A 19,884-nucleotide genomic window follows, 5' to 3' on the forward strand; every position below is an offset into this window, starting at 1 on the left:
TGTTCAACTCCTTTCCTCATCGTTAATATACTAATTTCAATATATGTTTTTAGGAGGTGTCCCTTATGAACGGTCGTTCGTTTACTTTCGCTATATTTGTGCTTATTATCGGATTGGCAATATTCGGCCTTGTTTCATCTGTTATTACAAATCCCATGGGTGTATTAAGAAATATCGGGTACATGTTACTTGTTGTCGGTATCTTTTACTTGCTATACAAGATGTTTACAAATTCCAGTGGTTCCGCAAATTCGCAAAGCTCATATAAGCGTGCGGCAAAACAATCGAACCGCAAACATGGGAAACAAAATGTAGCACCCCTAGGCAATTCTTTCTTTAAGTCAAATACTTCTAATGACAAAAGTAAAAAAGGGAATTCTTCCACTTTGAAACGAAAAAGAAAACAGTCTCATTTAACTGTCATTGAAGGCAAAAAAAGCAAAAAGAAAGACCGTGCTTCCTTTTAGGAAATACGGTCTTTTTTTATACTTTGAAGCACTTCTTTTAAACTTTTCTCTCTCATACTTTCAATTCGAAGATGATGATTTTCAAACGGTAAATTCCGTGTCACATCATTAGGTACCACAACGCACGTTAATCCCGCTGCAACTGCTGCTCTCAATCCATTTAATGAGTCTTCAAATACAACAGCTTCAGATGGCTTAATTCCTAATTCTTCTATTGCAACTCGATAAAGAGCCGGATCTGGTTTTACCTTCTCAACATCTTCTCTCGTTTTAATTACTTCAAAATATTCTCGAATTTGTAGCTCTTCTAAAAAATGAATAACCCATTCTCTAGAAGAACTAGAAGCTAGTGCGATTTTTAATCCCATTTCTTTCGCTTCTTCTAAATATTCTTTTACCCCGTCACGAGCTTCTGGTATTCTCATTTTCTCTTTATGTAAAGTTGCCACTTTTTCTTTTAATACACTTTTGTTAAACTTCTCTTTTAATTGATCATTTAGATATGTATAAAGTACCTCATCTGTTGTTCCAATGCATTTCGCAAATTCCTCTAAAGGTAGTTCCCCGCCGTATTCACGAACAGCATCTCTGAAAGAGTGAAACCATATCGTTTCTGTGTCCACAATTAATCCATCAAAATCAAAAATAATTGCTTTCATAATTCTCCCATCCTTTTCGAATTGAAATAAAAAAGGAAACGCCATACGTTCCCCTTAATTACTTTTCTCTTCATTTGCTCTTTGAACACCGCGAAGTGTTTCCACTCGGAATGCATCTTGTTCAAAGTATTGCACTAAATCACCAATGCGATCAATCGCTTCCCAACTTAAATGATGTTCAATTCCTTCTACATCATTGTAAATTTTACTTTCATCCACACCGATAATACGCATAAATTGCTCTAGCAAGTCATGACGATATACGAGACGTTCTCCGATTTTTTTACCTTTTGTTGTTAATACAAGCCCTCTATATTTTTCATAAATTAGATATTCATCTTTGTCTAATTTTTGCACCATTTTTGTTACAGAGGATGGATGTACACTAAGCGCTTCAGCAATATCAGATACGCGGGCGTAACCCTTTTCATCAATCAACAAATAAATTTGTTCAATATAATCTTCCATACTAGGGGTAGGCATCGGTTTCCTCCATCCAAGTTCATTTTGCTTATTCCGTACGAAGCAATCAATAAAATGATACACCAGAAAGAATAACGTGACAAGTTGAAAACGAGCCTAAATATATAAAACAAAAAAGAATCTGTATTTGCATACAGACCCCCCTTAAGTAAAATATTGTATTTCTGCATTAGGAAAAAATTCATTTATATAACCTCTTATCGTTTCTTCCAATACTGCTGCATCATCCTTTTTATATACATATTTTCCGATGCCATATCGTCCCCATTTATACTTCCGCTTCTCTTCATCCATTTCAAGCTTCGTATTTGGATAACGCTCTTGAATAACCTTTTTCGCTGGTTTCGTAAAACGATGCTGAATTAATTCAAACGTTAAATTTGGTATCTTCATATCTTTCAGCGCATTGTACAGTCGCTCAAATAGTTCACGATATCCTTCTTCCCATCCTTCATGCATATAAAGTGGCGCGACTATAAAACCAAGTGGATAACCTGCACCTGCTACTTTACGTGCCGCCTCAATTCGCTCCTCAAATGGCGATGTCCCTGGTTCAAAATTTTTAATTACATATCGTGAATTTATACTAAACCTGAAACGAGTTTTCCCATTATGCTTTGCATCTAATAAATGATCAACGTGCGAATATTTCGTGACGAAACGTAAGCGCCCATATTCACTTTCTCCAATGAATTCAATCGCCCGCTTTAATGCATGTGTTAAATGATCAATCCCAACAATGTCTGATGTACACGCTGCTTCAAATCTTGTTATTTCAGGTGCCCTTTCATCCATATATTGCTTTGCCTTCTCAAATATTTCATCAAGATTGACATACACACGAACGTAAGGCTTACTCCCAAGTGTTGTTTGCAAATAGCAATAATGACAATGTCCCATACACCCTGTTGCGAGCGGAATTGCATATTCAGCTGACGGTTTTGACGTATCAAACTTTAGCGTCTTCCTTACTCCAACGACAAGTGTAGCCTTTGCATTACGATACTTTTGCAAATCATTTTCTCCTGGCAAATTTCTAATTTGATTATGTGATGTCGTTTCACGAATTTCTAATCCCATCTTCGTAAACTTCTCATAAAGCTCTTTTCCAAGCGGATATTCAAGTGCCTTTGGTTCAAAGTAAACGAGTTTTGGCATAAATGGTTTCATGTGCTTCCCTCCCTCTCGTTAGTATGGGAAACGTTGAAAAATTAACACGCATTAAAGTTTTCCACTTCAGTAACTTGCGTTGCAAGTTACTGAATGTTATAATTTGGATAACATCTACCTTGCAACGCAAGTTACCTGAGTAAAAGGTGGTGAAATCATGCACAGCCAAATGTTAAAAGGTGTACTAGAAGGTTGCATCCTATACATCATTTCACAAGAAGAAGTGTACGGATATGAGCTGAGCACAAAATTAAATAAACACGGATTTACATTCGTAAGCGAAGGAAGCATATATCCGTTATTGTTACGTATGCAAAAAGAAAAATTGATTGAAGGAACATTAAAAGCCTCCTCACTCGGTCCAAAACGAAAATATTATCACGTAACCGATAAAGGATTAGAGCAGCTTGAAGAATTTAAACAAAGCTGGGGAATGGTTTCAACTACGGTAAATAACTTATTACAGGGGGAGTGATAGGGATGAATGCACAAGACATGATTGAATTGAATAATAAAAAACGTGAGCTTCTAACACCTGAAAATGAAGTTGCTTATAGCGATATGTTAGTTTATCTTTGTTTATCTAACGTGCCAGAGCAACAAATGGAAGAACTGTTACTAGAAATATTAGATCACCTCATCGAAGCACAAGCAGAAAATAAAAACGCTTATGGCATCTTTGGAGATAATTTACAATCTTATTGCGATGAACTTATATCAGCTTTACCAACTCAAACAAAGTTAGAAAAAGCCTCTTTAATTGGATTTTCTATTAGCTTACTTCTTGCTATACAGTTTGGCATAAATGCAATTATTTCATTTTTTATGTTTTTCTTTGAAAAAAACAATACATTATCAAGTCCGCCTTTTAGCATCCTTGGAACTACTTTGTCTGTTTCAATAATTATACTAGGTATACTATTTATTTTATATTTATTAAAGCGTTACTCCTTTAATCAGAAAATGAATTGGAAAAGAAGAATTCTATTTGGATTCGCATTTGCTACTCCATTTTGTTCCGCTGTATTCTTAAATATTTATTTCCAAAAGCAACCTTATCTCATTTATCATCTAAACTTTTGGCAAAATGCTTTAATTGCTATCTTATTTTTTATTTTATATAAATTACTATATAAAAAATCAAATTTTTAACAGCCCTTCAAAAGGCTGTTTTTTCTTCTGTCTAATTTTACAAATTGAAAAATTTCATAAAGAAAATAAGAAAAATGCAAAATAATTAAAGTTAATTGTTGACGTGATGCTTTTATTATCGGTATCATAAATCTTCGTGAGCAATTATTTTTCGTTATACGATTTTTTTATTATTACTGAATTTTTGAGAGGAGAAATTAGATGTCAGTTAAGAAGAAAACGCAAGTACGCACCGGCAAAATGGTACGTGAACTAATGTTAGCAGACGAAGATGTAAATGCTTCGCTAATTATGGTATATAGTGAAAACGGTGTAAACGCAGAAATTAAAATCGAGGGCTTAACGCCGAAATGTAACGAAGAATTATTTTTGAGCGGAAACGTGGATTGGAACAAGAGTGTTATTTATAAAATTGTTGATTTCACTGGAAACGCTGAAGTTGGTAAAGTTACATTAACAGCGATGAACAAAAACAATGTTTCTCTAGAAATTGAACGCGTTATGTGGAGTAAAGAAAATAAAGAAGCTGCCGAGCAAGAAGAAACACAGGTAGAAGCAGCACTGAAAAAGGAAGTAGTTGTAGAAGCTCCAAAAGCAATTACGCCTGCTCCTAAGCCTGTTACGCGTGTGGAAACACCTGCTATGGCACCTAAGCCTACTCCGGTACCGACACCGAAGCCAGTAAGCGTAGAAGCAGCTGTAGAACTAGTTACTCCAGCGCCTGTGAAAAAAGCGGTCCCTACTCCAGTTACAAAACAAGAGACAGCACCGGTTGCTCCTGCAAAACCGAAGCAGCCTGCTTTGACTGAAACAAATTCAAAACTACAAGAAAATTATGTTAAACTCGTGAAAAAGACAATTGAAGTTTGTCAAGATTACGAGCTTGGCATCGACATAGATGATTCTATTGAAAGCTTAAAAGAAGAACTACAAAGCCAAGGTATTAGCGTTACATTTGACAAAGAAATTATGGACGTTGTAAGTCGCCTTCGTTCTTTACAAGATAAAGGAATCAAAGTAGAAAAAGTACTTAATTTACTATAAAAAAATAAGAGATGGCAATTGCCATCTCTTATTTTTTATAATTCCACTCATTACTTTCATACTTTTCTTTCGCTAACGTTTGAACTTCATGTAACTGTTCTTCTGTTAATTCATATGGAACAAGTTCTACATCCAATCCTTTTTCAAAGCCAACTTCAAACGCTTTAATTAACTGTTCTATCGTAAATGTACGGTCTGTTAATTCATTAATTGCTACTGCTTTAGAAGAGAACATACTCTTCATGCGTTCCTTCACACGTTCATTTGGGAATAAAAATAGATCATATAGTTCATCTAAATCAATTTCTAATGGAATCGATCCATGCTGTAGAATAACACCTTTTTGACGCGTTTGAGCACTACCAGCAATTTTTCGTCCTTCCACTACAATTTCATACCAAGATGGTGCATCAAAACATACGCCGGAACGTGGATTTTTTAAATTTTCACGATCTGCTTCTGTTTTTGGAACTGCATAATATGCTTCTAACCCTAATGCCTTAAAACCATCTAATAAACCTTGCGAAATAACACGATACGCTTCTGTAACTGTTTTCGGCATATTCGGATGATCTTCAGACACAATAACACTATACGTTAACTCTTTGTCATGTAGTACACCCCTGCCGCCTGTTTGACGACGAACGAATCCATATTTCTTTTCGTTAACTACATCCATATTAATATCTTTTTCAACACGTTGAAAATACCCAACTGTTAATGTTGGTACTTCCCATTCATAAAAACGAATTGTTGGTGGCATTTTCTTTTCACTTTGCCAATTTAATAAACATTCATCTAACGCCATATTAAATGCCGGTGAACATTGACCAGAGTTAATATAACACCATTTTTCTTTTCCCATCCTGCACCTCATATAACCAATTATTTTTCACATTCTCTAGTCTACCAAATTCGACAAAATTTGTGAAAGAATACGAAATTTCTTCTTATATGCAAATGAATCTGTTGCATAAATACATAAGGGCATTATAATATTGAAAGTAGGATAAGAAAAAAGGGAGCGATAGAATCGTGTCAACAACTTGGATTATTTTATTAGCCGTAATCGTAGCATTTATCGGCTACACTGTATGGATGTACTTCTATCAGAAAAAATTAATTAAAACTCTTACAGAAGAAGAATTTCGCGCTGGCTACCGTAAAGCACAGCTTATCGATATTCGTGAAGCAGACGAATATAACGCAGGGCATATTTTAGGTGCACGTAACATTCCGTTATCACAAATTCGCCTTCGCCATAAAGAACTTCGTCAAGATCAACCTGTTTACTTATATTGCCAAAGCGGATTCCGTACAGGTCGTGCAGCGCAATACTTAAAAAAACAAGGCTACAAAGATTTCTACCAATTACAAGGTGGATTTAAATCTTGGACAGGCAAAATTAAAAAGAAATAATAACATACAAAAAACTAGCTGAATAAATCAGCTAGTTTTTTCATTTCATCTTATTCGCAATGTATAATAAATTCTGCTTGATTACCTTTTCATCGTTCTCTTCTACATTCCGATACAGCAGTTGATATTCAATTCCTTTCTCTTTCCATATAAGCGTAGCAAATTCGTCACCACGTTCATAATCATCTTTATTTTTAAAATAAGCAGACGTTCCATTATTCAGTTTCATTTGTTCTTGAAATCGCTTCTCTTCCACAAGATCCGGAAAACTATAAGGAAAGTTCGCGACATTTAACTCAATATACTCATTTCTACCTGGTTCTTTCTGTTTATATTTAATCGTTAAGACAGTGTTCTTTTTCCCAAGCGTTCTTACTTCCCCCTTCACATCACTTGTAATATCGTACGGTAAAAACGTTGGAACTTTAAACTTCACCGGAAAATATTTTGGAAGTTCCTTTAGCGGAATAGGATCCGTAACACGATCCATAGCTCCTCCCGTTGTTCCCACAAAGTGTTTTTCTTCTTGCATCGTTTGCTGAAACGAACACGAACTAAGCACGAAACTAGAAAACACGAAACAAATGATTCTTTTTTTCAATTTGTTTCCGCCCTTTCATATCGCTCTCTTAACGAACGAAGCGTTGATATTCTCTTCATATTCGCTTTGTCACCAAACTCCACCTTTGAAAACTTTCCACGTTATTCTCACACATTTTGACAACACTTTTTGCAAACAAAAAAGACCCCTATCATTCTTACGCCCAAGTGAAAAGGTTACGCGAATAAAAAGAAGTCTTATTAATACCATAGTTTGTGAAAAGCTTTTCAGGTCAAGATTTTTTCTTTCTTATTATTTTCCCTTTATAATAAGGGAAAGAGGTGATACATATGGCCAATATAAAACAAATTGCTAAAACTGCTGGTGTATCGATATCAACTGTTTCTCGTGTCCTGAATAATCACCCTTACGTAAAAGAAGAAAAGCGTAAGCGTGTTCTAGATGCTGTTGAAGAATTAAACTACGCAAAAAATATAAATGCTGTCCATTTAATAAGAGGGAAAACATATACAATTGGCGTTATGCTTCCTTTCATTAACCTCCCCTACTTCAGTACGATTATTGAAGGAATCGGAAACGAAGCGTTATTAGCTGGGTATCATATTAATTTATGTCAAACGAATTACGATAGCATTGAAGAAATTCGTGTTCTTGAAATGATGAAAATGAAACAATTTGATGGGATGATTATTTGCTCCCGAACGAGCTCTTGGGAACAAATCGAACCTTTTGCAAAATTTGCCCCTATTATTTCATGTGAAAAAATGAAGCATCCCCTCATTTCATCCATCTACGTAGATCATTATGAAGGTTTCCGTCTTGGTACTGCCTATTTACTAAGTAGAGGCCATGAAAAAATCGGAATTTGTTTAGCAAGAAAAACAAGTGTAAATTCCATGGAGCGCGAAAAAGCGTTCGCCGATACACTTCGTAACGAAGGGAAAACGTTGCATCCTGAATGGATTTTCCACCAATGCTATACAATGCAGGACGGAGCACAAATACTCCATCGTATTTTAAATATGAAAAATCGTCCAACTGCTATTTTCACAGCGAACGATCAAGTTGCAGCTGGTTTATTAACAGAGGCTCGAAAACATGGTATTCGAGTACCTGAAGACCTTGCTATCCTTGGATTTGATAATCATGAAATTTCAAAGGCATTAGAAATTTCCACAATTGAACATCCCGGTCTCGCAATGGGCTCACATGCTTTTTCTTTATTCCATAAGCAGATCCAAAGCGAGCAAATTGTCGGCAGTGCAAAAGAACTTTCATTCCATTTAATTGAGCGAGAGACTGTCTAAAAAGAGCGTTACTTATAACGCTCTTTCTCAGCTCTTCACCTATTGACTTTATATTTCCCATCTCATATAATGAACCTAACGAACGGTAGGTAGGGGATGAAAATGACAGCAAACCGCATTAAAGCTGTAGCACTTTCTCATTTCGCACGCTACGGCTATGAAGGAACTTCATTGGCAAATATTGCTCAAGAAGTTGGGATTAAAAAACCATCGATTTACGCACACTTTAAAGGAAAAGAAGAGCTATATTTCATATGCTTAGAATCTGCTCTTCAAAAAGATTTGCAGAGCTTCACAGGCGATATCGAAAGCTTTTCCAATTCGTCCACTGAAGAATTGCTTTTAAAATTATTAAAAGGGTATGCAAAACGATTTGGTGAAAGTGAAGAATCAATGTTTTGGTTACGAACTTCTTATTTTCCGCCTGATGAATTTCGCGAACAAATTATTAATAAAGCAAATGTACACATTGAAAACGTCGGAAAACTTTTATTCCCTGTATTTAAAAGAGCAAGCGAACAAGATGAGCTGCATAACATTGAAGTAAAAGACGCCTTAGAGGCTTTTCTATGCTTACTCGACGGTCTTATGGTTGAACTATTATACGCAGGTTTAAATCGTTTTGAGACACGTTTAGACGCTTCTTGGAAAGTATTTTGGCGCGGACTTTCAAACTGACGGATTGCTCCTTTGCAATGCGTCGTTTTTAAGCCCTTTACCTAACGACTGGTAGGAAGGAGAAATGACATATGGCATGGATTTATGTAATCATCGCTGGTATTATTGAAATATTTTGGGTGATTGGACTAAAAAAAGCAGAGGCACCACTTGAATGGGCTGGTGTTGCTCTATTAATTACAATTAGTTTCGTCTTATTATTTAGAGCTTATAAAGATTTACCTGTCGGCACTGTATACGCAGTCTTTACAGGAATCGGAGCTGGTGGAATCGTTCTTACAGAGATTTTCATCTTCGGAGAACCTTTCTCTATCGTAAAAGTTTTATTAATCGGTTTAATCTTCTTCGGAGTAATTGGTTTAAAACGAGTAACAGAAGAAAAAGAAGCGAAGGAGGCCGCATAAAATGGCTTGGGTATTTTTAATTCTAGCTGGTATTTGTGAAATTATTGGTGTACTCTTTATGAAAGTAGCCACTGAAAAGAAAGGCTGGGCACCAAAAGTTATTTTAATCGCTAACTTCGGCGTAAGCTTCTTCTTCTTATCTCTTGCGATGAACACATTACCGATGGGAACTGCTTACGCAATTTGGACTGGAATCGGAACTGCTGGAAGTGCACTTCTAGGCATTCTCATTTTCCGAGAATCAGCGGATTGGCGTCGTCTTGCTTTCTTAAGCTGTATTCTATGCGGCGCTGTTGGCTTAAAACTATTAAGCTAACGTGAGGTAAATGTCATGTGGAAAGAATAAGGAAAGAAAATATTAGCATGGATCACACTTGGTATCGTCATTCTATTACAAATAAGTTTTCATATAATAGAATCATTGTTTCATAAAGTATTATCCATTCTCACATTCCTTCCTAACATGACACTTGAAATTATATCAATTGTTTGGTCCATTATCGCCTCCATTGCAATCGTCATTATATGGAGTATCGCCAAACTATGGAATAAGTTATTAAAAAAGGACAGTACTTCTGAAAAAGAGTAACTGTCCTTTTTTATATTCATTCAGACTTTCTGTAGAAGTTAGATGTGATAAGACAAAACAGACCAACTATGGCAATACTTATACCAACCCTTTTATGTAAACTTGGAAATAACGGTGGTATATCCGAGTAAACATTTGCTAATATGAGACCGATTGAAAATAAAAATATTCCTATTCTATATAACCATTTTCTTTTGTTCATCATTCTCCCCTCCTAACATTTTTCATACACTCCTTTCTTTTGGACATACTACCTAAAAAAGGAGTGGATAATATGCAAAATTCTATACATAAGCAAATTCTATTTTTATTTTTCCTCTTTCTTATTCTCGTTATCGTTTTCAGCTTTATATTACATACTCCAAAAGATGTACCAAATAGCGTTTCTTTTTATAAACTACTGCTCTCGTATTGTCGTTATTGAAGAAGGTGCCTTTTTGAAATTTCCCCAAGAAAAAAAGACCAACATTTTCCTGTTGGTCTTTCGTATATGTATCACTTTTCAAAGCGATCTAACATCTCGTCTCTCATTCCGAAACTTACTACTGCAATTCCTATATACATAAACAGAAGGAATGCCGGATGAACTGTGTTGTACCAGCTGCTGTCAACAATTAAGTAAATCGTTAATGCCACAACAAGAACAAACGCTAAGATAAACATATAAAAGTGTCTTGTACTACCCATGATAAACTCCTCTCTTCTCACTTCACCATTCAACAGTTTATTTTATCGAATAATTCGATATGACTCAAGGTTAACTTTCTGTTATGTAATCAAGTTCTACCTTTACAATGTCCTCACATGCTATTGAAATGATTGTTCCTTGTTTATCAATCGCCGTCACTTCTCTATTATCCATTACACGATTTGCTACTCTTTCTAACACTTTTCCTTGGTCTCGATAGCAAAATTCTTTTACATCTTTAATTGTTTCTCCATTTTCTAAATGGTATACCATTCTATAACATCGATATCCCACACTTTCACCCCCGTCTTGTTCGTTTTTTCACATATACATAAAAATGAGTAATCTTTGCCTCATCACATCTTCTTAATTTCAATAAAATTCTAACAAAAATAAATACTTTTATCAAACCGACTTTTTCAACAAAACTACCTATAAAACTACACCTTTACACCATTAGGAAACAAAAAATATATTTTTTTAACATTTTCTTCACTATTTCTGCATAAAGTGAAACTTTAATCAGTGGGGATTTTTGTTCATCCCCACTGATTATTAGTTGAACCAATCGGGCATTTACGGACAGTTTATCTCCCACCTGGCTTCTTTGCACCAGCTAAGTTTTGAGTTGGGAGTTTACTGTCCGTTAATGCGGGACAAATTATCCATACAAAAAAAGAACCCGCCTCAGCGAGTTCTTCTTTTGTTATTCTAATCAAACTTGTACAGGAGCTGGCTTTGCATAACGTAAAACTGGTTTACGTGCAGCCATCGTTTCGTCTAAACGTTTAATGACTGTCGTATGCGGTGCTTCTTGTACAACTTCTGGATTTTCTTCTACTTCTTTAGCGATTTGAATCATCTTATCAATGAAACCATCTAATGTTTCTTTTGATTCTGTTTCTGTCGGCTCAATCATAATACATTCTTCCACATTTAATGGGAAGTAAATTGTTGGTGGATGGTAACCAAAATCAAGCAGACGTTTTGCAATATCTAATGTACGTACACCAAGTTTCTTTTGACGACGACCTGATAATACAAATTCATGCTTACAATGTCTATCGAATGGAAGATCGTAGAATGGCGCTAATCTTCTCATCATATAGTTCGCATTTAATACAGCATACTCCGTTACTGCACGCAAACCATCTGGACCCATAGAGCGAATATACGTGTATGCACGAACGTTAATTCCGAAGTTACCATAGAATGGTTTCACACGACCAATTGCTTCTGGGCGGTCGTAGTTGAAGTGATAACCACTTTCCGTTTTCTCTAAAATCGGTTTTGGTAAGTACGGAATTAAATCAGCTTTCACACCTACTGGACCAGAACCTGGGCCACCACCGCCGTGAGGACCTGTAAATGTTTTATGAAGGTTTAAATGCACAACGTCAAATCCCATATCTCCTGGGCGTGCTTGGCTTAATACCGCATTTAAGTTTGCACCATCATAGTATAATTTACCGCCTGCATTATGGACGATTTCTGCCATTTCTAAAATATTTTCTTCGAATAGACCTAATGTATTAGGATTTGTTAACATAAGTGCTGCTGTTTCTTCGTTTACAACACGTTTTAAGTCTTCTAAGTCAACAAGGCCATTTTCATTTGATTTTACTGTAATTGTTTCAAAACCAGCTACAGTTGCAGATGCTGGGTTCGTTCCGTGAGCAGAGTCAGGTACAATTACTTTCGTACGGTTAAAGTCACCATTCGCTTCATGGTATGCACGAATTAACATTAAACCTGTCCATTCTCCGTGTGCACCAGCTGCTGGTTGTAAAGTAACAGTATCCATACCTGTAATTTCAATTAAATGCTCTTGTAAGTCGTACATTAATTCCATTGCACCTTGTACTGTCTTTTCATCTTGCAGTGGATGAATATTTGCAAATCCGGCGAAACGAGCTACACTCTCATTAATTTTCGGATTATATTTCATCGTACAAGATCCAAGTGGATAGAATCCAGAATCAACACCGTGGTTACGGTTTGAAAGTGCTGTATAGTGGCGCATAATATCAAGTTCAGATACTTCTGGTAGCTCTGCATCTTCTACTCGAATATAATCGCTCTCAAACACATCTTCTAGTTTCACTTCTTCTACATCTAATTTGGGTAAGCTATATCCTATGCGTCCTTCTTTACTCACTTCAAAGATAAGTGCTTGGTCTTGGTTCTTCATTGGATAGCCCCCATTTCGTTTACAAGTGTGTCAATTTCCTCTTTTGTACGAAGCTCAGTTACTGCTACAAGCATATGGTTTTCATGCTCTTTATAATCACGGCCTAGATCGTAACCACCGATAATATTCTTTTGTAATAATGCATCGTTTACTTCTTTCACTGGACGTTTGCAATCTACAACAAACTCATTGAAGAATGGTCCAGCAAATGTTACTGTGAAGCCTTTCGCTTCAAATTGACGTTTTGCATACTGTGCTTTAGAAATGTTTTGACGTGCCATTTCTTTCACACCTTGTTTGCCAAGTGCCGTCATTGCAACAGAAGCTGCTAATGCATTTAACGCTTGGTTTGAACAAATGTTAGATGTCGCTTTATCACGACGAATATGCTGTTCACGTGCTTGTAACGTTAATACAAATCCACGTTTACCATCTGAATCTACAGTTTGTCCAACAAGACGTCCTGGAATTTTACGCATAAATGCTTTCGTTGTTGCAAAGTAACCACAGTGCGGTCCACCAAACTGCGTTGGAATACCGAATGGTTGTGCATCACCGATTACAATATCAGCACCAAATTTCCCTGGTGGTGTTAATGCGCCTAATGATAATGGATTTGAAGAAACGATAAATAATGATTTTTGTTGATGAACGATTTTTTCAATATCAGCTAATTTTTCAACTTGTCCGAAGAAGTTTGGATATTGAACGATTACACAAGCAACTGTATCATCTACTTCACTTTGTAATACGTCTAAATCTGTTACACCATCTTTATGATTAATTTCAACAACTTCAAGATTTTGACCTTTTGCATACGTTTCAAGTACTGCTCTTGATTCTGGATGAACCGCGCTAGATACAAGAATTTTCTTTTTGCGAGTATGGCCAGCTGCTAACATTGCCGCTTCAGCTAAAGCTGTACCCCCGTCATACATAGAAGAGTTTGCTACATCCATTCCTGTTAATTCACAAATCATTGTTTGGAATTCAAAGATTGCTTGTAATTCCCCTTGTGAAATTTCCGGTTGGTATGGTGTATAAGCTGTATAAAATTCTGAGCGAGAAATAACATGATCTACAATTACTGGAGCATAATGATCGTATACGCCTGCTCCTAAGAAAGAAGCGTATTCTTTTAAGTTAGCATTTTTATTAGCCATTTGAGATAGCTCTTTTAAAAGCTCTGGCTCTGATTTTGCTTCTTTAATTTTTAAATCCCCTTTAAAACGAACACTCTCTGGAATATCAGAGAATAATTCATCGATCGTTTGAACGCCGATCGTTTGTAACATTTCTTTTTTGTCTTCTTCTGTCATTGGAAGATAACGATGCAACATGAAATCTACCCCTCTCCCCGTTACTTTGAACGTTTGTAAAATGGTGTTGGAACAACTACTGCTTTGACGCGTTTATTACGAATTTCAATTTCTACTTCTGTATCAACTGCTGCGTATTTTACATCAATTAGTGCTAAACCAATGCTTTTCTTTAACGTTGGAGATTGTGTACCACTTGTTACTTCCCCAATTTTTTCTTCACCAATAAATACAGGGTAATGCGTACGAGGAATTCCACGTTCGATTACTTCGATGCCGACTAATTTACGAGGCGCACCGTTTTCTTTTTGCTCTTTTAACGTTGCTTTTCCAAAGAAGTCTGCTTCTTTATTTGTTTTTACCGCAAAGCCAATTCCAGCCTCAATCGGTGTAATATCTTTTGATAATTCTTGTCCATAAAGTGGTAATGTTGCTTCGAATCGAAGTGTATCACGAGCACCTAAACCACATGCTTTTAAGCCCTCTTCTGCTCCAACTTCAAGAAGTTTCTCCCAAAGTTTTGCAGCATCTTCACTCTTACAGTAAATTTCGAATCCATCTTCACCTGTGTAACCTGTACGAGATACAAGTGCTGGAATTCCATCTACAAGAATATCGTTTTTAAATTTAAAGAACTTAATTTCTTTCAAATCTTCTGACACAACTTTTTGTAAAATGCCTTCTGCTTTTGGTCCTTGAATTGCAAGCTGTGCAACTTCACTAGAAACATTGACTACTGTCGCATCGCCAATTACATGACTTGCTAACCATTCGTAATCTTTCTCGATATTTGATGCATTGATTACTAATAAATAGTCTTCTTCACCACGTTTGTAGATTAATAAATCATCTACTGTACCACCATTTTCGTAGCACATAGCTGTATATTGTGCGCCCCCTACCTTTAAGGTAGATACGTCATTTGTAACAACACGTTGTAAAAATGCTAAACTATCTACACCTTTTACTTCAACTTCTCCCATATGAGACACATCGAACAAACCTGCAGCTGTACGTACAGCTTCGTGTTCTTCTTTAATGCTTGAAAATTGAACTGGTAATTCCCAACCACCGAAGTCGATTGTTTTCCCACCATACTTCGCGTATACATCAAATAACGGTGTACGTTGTAATGTAATCATGCTCTCTCCCCCTTATGCTTTGACAAATCAATAAAAGTTGCTTCCCTTTTCTAAACATTTTCATTCTGAAAAGATAGGATATACGGAATCTCATTATATTTTTTTATGAAAGCGTAAATAAAAAATCACTTTCTTGGATAAAATACGAAAGATTCCACACATTTCACACCATTATCCTAACATCATTCGCTATATTTCATCAATATTCTAGCATAAAAAATAATTTAGAATTTTTTATGTTAAAACACAATAAATACAGCTTTTGAGACTTAATACTTTATTATTGTCTATCATATAGCCTTTAATAACGATAATTATGCCTTCTTTTAAGGCAAATCATCATACATTAAAAAATAATTACTTTAGTTTATAAAAGGTGGGAGAGTCGTAATGAATGTCGATATTTCCGTAGATCGGACGTGGCAAAACAATTTTTTAAATAGAATTGATGAAGATGGTCCTTGGACAAACTGGGATTTATATCACTTAGCTTATGAAACAGAAAAATCGTTACTTGTTCCTACTTTTGATGGACTACAAGCACCGAAACATTTATCCCATTTCACACCGCTTCCGCATCAATTAGAAGTCGCTCAAAATGTAATTGAACAAATGAATGGTAAAGCGATTCTAGCAGATGAAGTAGGTCTTGGAAAAACAATCGAAGCTGGACTTATTTTGAAAGAATACATGGTCCGCGGGCTTGTGAAAAAGGTACTTATACTTGTCCCAGCTTCTCTCGTATCACAATGGGCATACGAGCTGAATACAAAGTTTTTCATTCCCGCTGTAGCACAAAAGAAAAGCTACTCGTGGGAACAAGCTGACGTAATCGTATCATCAATTGATACTGCGAAACGTTCACCACATCGCGATATCGTGTTGAACTTAGAATATGACCTTATTATTATCGATGAAGCACATAAACTGAAAAATAATAAAACAAAAAACTATGAATTTGCACAACGATTAAAAAAGAAGTTTTGTTTATTACTAACCGCTACTCCTGTTCAAAATAAGATTGATGAAATTTTTAACCTTGTTTCTTTATTAAAACCAGGACATTTAGGCAATCAATCCAACTTTGAAGAATATTACGCTTCCAAAAATCGTTCAGCCGAATCAGATGAAGACTTAAAAGCTCTCATTAATAAAGTAATGGTGCGAAATAGACGACATAATACCGGTATCGATTGGCCGAAGAGACATGTACGTACAATTTTTGTTGAGTTTAATGAACAAGAACAAGCTCTATATAATGATATCGAAAATTGGCGAGGACAAGACGCCTTCACATCTGCTTTCTCATCGTTAACGTTAAAACGGGAAGCATGTAGTAGTCGTGAGGCTGTTTACTATTCATTGAAAAAGCATGTAGAAAAAAGACAGAAAGAAAACGAACATTATATAAAAGATCCACATATCGATGTGCTAATGGACAAAATTAATCATATTCCTTTCAACTCAAAAGCAAATAAAGCTCTTGAGCTTATAAAAGAAATTGACGATAAAGTCGTTATCTTCACAGAATATCGAGCGTCACAAATGTACTTACAATGGTTTTTACAACAACACGGTATTTCTTCCGTTCCATTCCGCGGCGGGTTTAAACGCGGGAAGAAAGATTGGATGAAGGAGCTTTTCCAAAACCACGCACAAGTATTAATTGCAACTGAAGCTGGTGGTGAAGGGATTAACTTACAGTTTTGTAGCCATATGATCAATTATGATTTGCCATGGAATCCAATGCGTCTTGAACAAAGAATCGGGCGTATTCACCGTCTCGGTCAAAAGAATGATGTTCATATTTATAACTTAGCTACAAAACACACTGTTGAAGAACATATTTTGAAATTGTTATATGAAAAAATCAATTTATTTGAGCGTGTTATCGGTGAACTGGATGAAATTTTAACGAGAATTAATATGAAAAACATCGACGCGCACATTCAAGAAATATTTGCGCAATCAAAAAGCGAAGGTGAAATTAGAATTAAGATGGAAAACTTAACATCTATTATCGACTTTGCGAAACGAAATGAAGCTGAGGTGCAGGGCTATGCAGCAACATGAAATTCATAATTACTTATACAATTTCTTTGAGGCGAATAACTGTGAGATTTTAGAACGTTCTCCTCATTTATTAGATGTACAATTAACAATTGAGATGGATAAATTATTAATGAATCGCCCTTTTTATTGGCACTATCTTGAGAAAACAGGAGGCGTACCGAATCCGATGCGCCTTACTCTTATTACAAATCCAGAAAATGAAGAAAATGATGGTGAGCTTATTCACTACGGTTCACCACGTCTACATCAAATTTTCCAAACGACAAAAGAATTAGGCTCATACATACGTTTATATGAGGATGTAAGACATAATGGGGCAACACATACACCGCTCCACCCTTGGCTCGGTATTAATATAAAAGTTTCCTATCAATGTGATCGAAAAAAAGACATCCTTCACTCGATTGGTATTCATCTCATTTCTGGAACAATGATGGCAAACTTTCATGAAACATTAACAAACATTAAACTTACACCAAAAATACCTGATTTTTGTTTTACGCTCTCGCCCATCATTAAACCTCAAAGTGGTTTACAACGCATAGAAGACGCTTTAAAAAATATAATTGCAGAAGATGACCATACGTGGGCAAAAGAAGCAAGAGTGCGTTGGAATCATGATTTAGACCTTTTAAACCGTTTTTATGAAGAAAGTGACGAACTTCCTGAGAGCTATGAAATTGAAAAACAAGCTCTGCAAGAACAGTATGAACCACGTATTACAGTGCAAATTATTAACGGTGGACTCTTTTATGTTACCGCGAATCATTTTCTATCAAAATAAAGCTCCTTCTGCTTTAGAAGGAGCTTTATTTCGAGTTACTCTCTATCCTCATTACGCTCTTGTTGTTTTTGCTTTGCCATGCGTTTTTGATACGCACAATCCTTCGCGCTCACATGATTTGCATCAGTTGGAAGATTTTCTTTCGAACGTCCAATTCCATTGCTCATCTTTCCCACTCCTTTTTACGTTTTTCAGAATACATGTTTATTTTCAGCTAGAGTTACAATCCTTATACAAAAAAATAAGAGCAGCCATTGGCCACTCTTACTCGCTCACATATTTTTGAAACATATCATGGATGCCTTTATTTACTAGGTTCGAGATCTGCTCGTCAGATTTATTCGGATAACGATCACGCAATCTGATAGATGCCTTCACCATTAAATTTTCTAATACAGAACGGCCACCTTCTCCATAAATAATTTCAGCATATTTAACAAGCCTTCCATCCTCTACTGTTGCTGGATTATGATTGAAGAAAAATTTACTCATTGTCTCCACCTCTCTCTTTTGATAACGTTTACATTTATATAGATTATTTATGTTATTTATTTCACAATATTGTATGCATGTATATTTAATTAGTTTCATTATAAAGCAACATATCGATAGTAAATATGTGATTTTCCGTCCATTTTGTGAACAAATTAAAAATGAAAGCGTTTCCTTTATTATATACTAAAAAAACTTACTACGCTAGGGGCAATTTTTTTCAATCTACTACCCCCTCGAAAATTGATATATTTTTTCTTTTCCCATTAAACCTTATACAATTTTCAGAAATTATATTATAAAATATATGTATGACTTAAGGAGGCTTTGTATGAATCAAAATAAAAAAGCTATATTAGATCTTGTCTTTTATCTCGTAATCCCATTCCTCATTTGGAAATTTGCAAAACCTTATATCGATCCTTATTACGCGATGTTACTTTCCTCTGTTCCGGGGATTATTTATACACTGTATACCTTTAAAAAAGAAAAACAGTTTAACGTAACAGGGTTCTTTATTTTAATTACACTCATTTCTAATACAACGGTAGATCTATTATCTGGATCAGCTGAACGAATGTTATGGAACGATGCGTATTATCACATCGTACTCGGCATTATTGTTATATGTACAATTTTTATAAAAAAACCACTTATGTTATATTTCGCAGCAGATATTGCAGCGCTGCAAGGCCATGATCGCGATAAAAGTCGTGAGCTTTATCGTGATAGTCGTATATATTCAGCACTGCAATATTTAACGTTATTTTTCGGGCTACAATTTATATTAAAAAGCTTTTTAAAAATTTATTTCATCTCTGTTTTTGGTGTAGATGGCTATGGTGAAATGAGAGCGATTATGACCGCTGTCGGATGGGGCATTTCTATTTGTATCGGAATAGGATTTGTATGGGTGAACAATAAAATACATGCCGTTACGGAAGAACAAGAATCCGTGCAGTAAACAAAGATGCCCTAGTGTATTACGACACTAGGGCATCTTTATTTTGCTAGACATATGACTAAAATTTAACTTGATTTTTTTCTTTTACTTTTTACATTTCGATAAAACAAAGCAGCACTCAGCGGCATAACACCAAACCACTTATTCATAAATGGCTCTTTTTCAGCACGGCGTTGTTCTTTCTTTTGTTTTCGATCTTCTTTTGGAGCATCCATATACGACACAAACTGCTGCGTCACAAAGCGAACATAATCATTAGTAGACATATTATCATCACCTCTACTTGATTAGTATGTC

At 35.7% G+C, this 19,884-nt stretch carries 28 protein-coding genes; 14 read left to right on the forward strand and 14 right to left on the reverse strand.

The window, feature by feature from the left end:
* Window positions 1-65 precede the first annotated feature (65 nt).
* Window positions 66-467 (forward strand): SA1362 family protein, encoded by a 402-nt coding sequence (locus ACTFR3_RS12105; RefSeq protein ID WP_001014463.1) that lies wholly within the window; start codon window positions 66-68, stop codon window positions 465-467.
* On the opposite strand, the gene ACTFR3_RS12110 is transcribed toward ACTFR3_RS12105, so the two are convergent.
* From ACTFR3_RS12110 to splB, 3 genes are all read right to left on the reverse strand, one after another.
* Window positions 464-1,126 (reverse strand): HAD family hydrolase, encoded by a 663-nt coding sequence (locus ACTFR3_RS12110; protein ID WP_025687934.1) that lies wholly within the window; start codon window positions 1,124-1,126, stop codon window positions 464-466. The two genes, ACTFR3_RS12105 and ACTFR3_RS12110, sit on opposite strands and share 4 nt — an antisense overlap.
* Window positions 1,127-1,180: 54 nt before the next feature.
* Entirely contained in the window at window positions 1,181-1,609 is a 429-nt protein-coding gene (gene mntR, locus ACTFR3_RS12115) for a transcriptional regulator MntR (protein WP_075677907.1), read from the reverse strand.
* Between the two features lie 144 nt (window positions 1,610-1,753).
* Window positions 1,754-2,779 carry a spore photoproduct lyase gene (gene splB, locus ACTFR3_RS12120; protein ID WP_440044440.1) on the reverse strand — a complete coding sequence of 342 codons (1,026 nt, stop codon included), beginning with the start codon at window positions 2,777-2,779 and terminating at the stop codon, window positions 1,754-1,756.
* A gap of 157 nt (window positions 2,780-2,936) precedes the next feature.
* Here splB and ACTFR3_RS12125 point away from each other — a divergent pair, with 157 nt between their 5' ends.
* The 3 genes from ACTFR3_RS12125 to ACTFR3_RS12135 all read left to right on the forward strand — a co-directional run bounded on the left by ACTFR3_RS12125 (window position 2,937) and on the right by ACTFR3_RS12135 (window position 4,975).
* Window positions 2,937-3,254 carry a PadR family transcriptional regulator gene (locus ACTFR3_RS12125; RefSeq protein WP_000556083.1) on the forward strand — a complete coding sequence of 106 codons (318 nt, stop codon included), beginning with the start codon at window positions 2,937-2,939 and terminating at the stop codon, window positions 3,252-3,254.
* Between the two features lie 5 nt (window positions 3,255-3,259).
* Window positions 3,260-3,931, forward strand: coding sequence for a DUF1129 family protein (locus ACTFR3_RS12130; RefSeq protein ID WP_440044441.1), 672 nt, complete (start codon window positions 3,260-3,262; stop codon window positions 3,929-3,931).
* 201 nt (window positions 3,932-4,132) lie between these two features.
* The gene (locus ACTFR3_RS12135; protein ID WP_440044442.1) at window positions 4,133-4,975 is read left to right on the forward strand and encodes a hypothetical protein; all 843 of its coding nucleotides are present in this window, start codon (window positions 4,133-4,135) and stop codon (window positions 4,973-4,975) included.
* A gap of 28 nt (window positions 4,976-5,003) precedes the next feature.
* On the opposite strand, the gene ACTFR3_RS12140 is transcribed toward ACTFR3_RS12135, so the two are convergent.
* Window positions 5,004-5,840: a lipoate--protein ligase family protein gene (locus tag ACTFR3_RS12140; protein WP_000514081.1), complete on the reverse strand. Its 837-nt coding sequence runs from the start codon at window positions 5,838-5,840 to the stop codon at window positions 5,004-5,006.
* Between the two features lie 170 nt (window positions 5,841-6,010).
* On the opposite strand from ACTFR3_RS12140, the gene ACTFR3_RS12145 reads away from it, so the two are divergent.
* Window positions 6,011-6,394 carry a rhodanese-like domain-containing protein gene (locus ACTFR3_RS12145; RefSeq protein WP_000108653.1) on the forward strand — a complete coding sequence of 128 codons (384 nt, stop codon included), beginning with the start codon at window positions 6,011-6,013 and terminating at the stop codon, window positions 6,392-6,394.
* A gap of 40 nt (window positions 6,395-6,434) precedes the next feature.
* Here the strand turns inward: ACTFR3_RS12145 and ACTFR3_RS12150 are convergent, their stop codons facing one another.
* The gene (locus ACTFR3_RS12150; protein ID WP_033666640.1) at window positions 6,435-6,971 is read right to left on the reverse strand and encodes a hypothetical protein; all 537 of its coding nucleotides are present in this window, start codon (window positions 6,969-6,971) and stop codon (window positions 6,435-6,437) included.
* Between the two features lie 314 nt (window positions 6,972-7,285).
* Here ACTFR3_RS12150 and ACTFR3_RS12155 point away from each other — a divergent pair, with 314 nt between their 5' ends.
* The 5 genes from ACTFR3_RS12155 to ACTFR3_RS12175 all read left to right on the forward strand — a co-directional run bounded on the left by ACTFR3_RS12155 (window position 7,286) and on the right by ACTFR3_RS12175 (window position 9,934).
* A complete protein-coding gene (locus tag ACTFR3_RS12155) occupies window positions 7,286-8,263 on the forward strand; it encodes a LacI family DNA-binding transcriptional regulator (RefSeq protein ID WP_001273985.1) in 978 nt (325 codons plus the stop codon).
* A 96-nt stretch (window positions 8,264-8,359) separates the two neighbouring features.
* Window positions 8,360-8,941 (forward strand): TetR/AcrR family transcriptional regulator, encoded by a 582-nt coding sequence (locus ACTFR3_RS12160; protein WP_440044443.1) that lies wholly within the window; start codon window positions 8,360-8,362, stop codon window positions 8,939-8,941.
* A gap of 71 nt (window positions 8,942-9,012) precedes the next feature.
* A complete protein-coding gene (locus tag ACTFR3_RS12165) occupies window positions 9,013-9,345 on the forward strand; it encodes a DMT family transporter (RefSeq protein WP_000312339.1) in 333 nt (110 codons plus the stop codon).
* Window position 9,346: 1 nt separating this feature from the next.
* The gene (locus tag ACTFR3_RS12170; RefSeq protein WP_000312623.1) at window positions 9,347-9,661 is read left to right on the forward strand and encodes a DMT family transporter; all 315 of its coding nucleotides are present in this window, start codon (window positions 9,347-9,349) and stop codon (window positions 9,659-9,661) included.
* A gap of 39 nt (window positions 9,662-9,700) precedes the next feature.
* Entirely contained in the window at window positions 9,701-9,934 is a 234-nt protein-coding gene (locus ACTFR3_RS12175; RefSeq protein WP_440044460.1) for a DUF3975 family protein, read from the forward strand.
* 16 nt (window positions 9,935-9,950) lie between these two features.
* Here ACTFR3_RS12175 and ACTFR3_RS12180 read toward each other — a convergent pair whose 3' ends face one another.
* From ACTFR3_RS12180 to gcvT, 6 genes are all read right to left on the reverse strand, one after another.
* Window positions 9,951-10,139: a hypothetical protein gene (locus tag ACTFR3_RS12180; protein ID WP_002164431.1), complete on the reverse strand. Its 189-nt coding sequence runs from the start codon at window positions 10,137-10,139 to the stop codon at window positions 9,951-9,953.
* Window positions 10,140-10,429: 290 nt separating this feature from the next.
* Window positions 10,430-10,621, reverse strand: coding sequence for a hypothetical protein (locus ACTFR3_RS12185; RefSeq protein WP_000535933.1), 192 nt, complete (start codon window positions 10,619-10,621; stop codon window positions 10,430-10,432).
* A gap of 70 nt (window positions 10,622-10,691) precedes the next feature.
* Window positions 10,692-10,895 (reverse strand): DUF3929 family protein, encoded by a 204-nt coding sequence (locus tag ACTFR3_RS12190; RefSeq protein WP_000262496.1) that lies wholly within the window; start codon window positions 10,893-10,895, stop codon window positions 10,692-10,694.
* 442 nt (window positions 10,896-11,337) lie between these two features.
* Window positions 11,338-12,813 carry an aminomethyl-transferring glycine dehydrogenase subunit 2 gene (gene gcvPB / locus ACTFR3_RS12195; protein ID WP_000795703.1) on the reverse strand — a complete coding sequence of 492 codons (1,476 nt, stop codon included), beginning with the start codon at window positions 12,811-12,813 and terminating at the stop codon, window positions 11,338-11,340.
* On the reverse strand, window positions 12,810-14,153 hold the full coding sequence (gcvPA, locus tag ACTFR3_RS12200) for an aminomethyl-transferring glycine dehydrogenase subunit 1 (protein ID WP_000903228.1): 1,344 nt from the start codon (window positions 14,151-14,153) through the stop codon (window positions 12,810-12,812). Before gcvPA ends, gcvPB begins: the two co-directional genes overlap by 4 nt.
* Window positions 14,154-14,173: 20 nt before the next feature.
* Entirely contained in the window at window positions 14,174-15,274 is a 1,101-nt protein-coding gene (gcvT, locus tag ACTFR3_RS12205) for a glycine cleavage system aminomethyltransferase GcvT (RefSeq protein WP_000631769.1), read from the reverse strand.
* A gap of 390 nt (window positions 15,275-15,664) precedes the next feature.
* Between gcvT and ACTFR3_RS12210 the strand changes: the two genes are divergently transcribed.
* Both ACTFR3_RS12210 and ACTFR3_RS12215 read left to right on the forward strand, forming a co-directional pair.
* Window positions 15,665-17,347: a DEAD/DEAH box helicase gene (locus ACTFR3_RS12210; RefSeq protein ID WP_001100037.1), complete on the forward strand. Its 1,683-nt coding sequence runs from the start codon at window positions 15,665-15,667 to the stop codon at window positions 17,345-17,347.
* Window positions 17,334-18,131 carry a YqhG family protein gene (locus ACTFR3_RS12215; protein WP_001183964.1) on the forward strand — a complete coding sequence of 266 codons (798 nt, stop codon included), beginning with the start codon at window positions 17,334-17,336 and terminating at the stop codon, window positions 18,129-18,131. Before ACTFR3_RS12210 ends, ACTFR3_RS12215 begins: the two co-directional genes overlap by 14 nt.
* A gap of 35 nt (window positions 18,132-18,166) precedes the next feature.
* Here ACTFR3_RS12215 and ACTFR3_RS12220 read toward each other — a convergent pair whose 3' ends face one another.
* Window positions 18,167-18,298, reverse strand: coding sequence for a hypothetical protein (locus ACTFR3_RS12220; RefSeq protein WP_277752261.1), 132 nt, complete (start codon window positions 18,296-18,298; stop codon window positions 18,167-18,169).
* A 97-nt stretch (window positions 18,299-18,395) separates the two neighbouring features.
* Window positions 18,396-18,623, reverse strand: a complete 228-nt coding sequence (locus tag ACTFR3_RS12225) for a hypothetical protein (protein WP_000032702.1) — start codon at window positions 18,621-18,623, stop codon at window positions 18,396-18,398.
* A 73-nt stretch (window positions 18,624-18,696) separates the two neighbouring features.
* Between ACTFR3_RS12225 and ACTFR3_RS12230 the strand changes: the two genes are divergently transcribed.
* Window positions 18,697-18,813, forward strand: a complete 117-nt coding sequence (locus tag ACTFR3_RS12230) for a hypothetical protein (protein ID WP_001987222.1) — start codon at window positions 18,697-18,699, stop codon at window positions 18,811-18,813.
* A 141-nt stretch (window positions 18,814-18,954) separates the two neighbouring features.
* Window positions 18,955-19,587 carry a VC0807 family protein gene (locus ACTFR3_RS12235; protein ID WP_440044444.1) on the forward strand — a complete coding sequence of 211 codons (633 nt, stop codon included), beginning with the start codon at window positions 18,955-18,957 and terminating at the stop codon, window positions 19,585-19,587.
* A 65-nt stretch (window positions 19,588-19,652) separates the two neighbouring features.
* On the opposite strand, the gene ACTFR3_RS12240 is transcribed toward ACTFR3_RS12235, so the two are convergent.
* Window positions 19,653-19,853, reverse strand: a complete 201-nt coding sequence (locus ACTFR3_RS12240; protein WP_000106083.1) for a YqzE family protein — start codon at window positions 19,851-19,853, stop codon at window positions 19,653-19,655.
* Window positions 19,854-19,884 lie beyond the last annotated feature (31 nt).

This window comes from Bacillus cereus group sp. MYBK14-1 (assembly GCF_051916885.1).
Taxonomy (GTDB): domain Bacteria; phylum Bacillota; class Bacilli; order Bacillales; family Bacillaceae_G; genus Bacillus_A; species Bacillus_A cereus.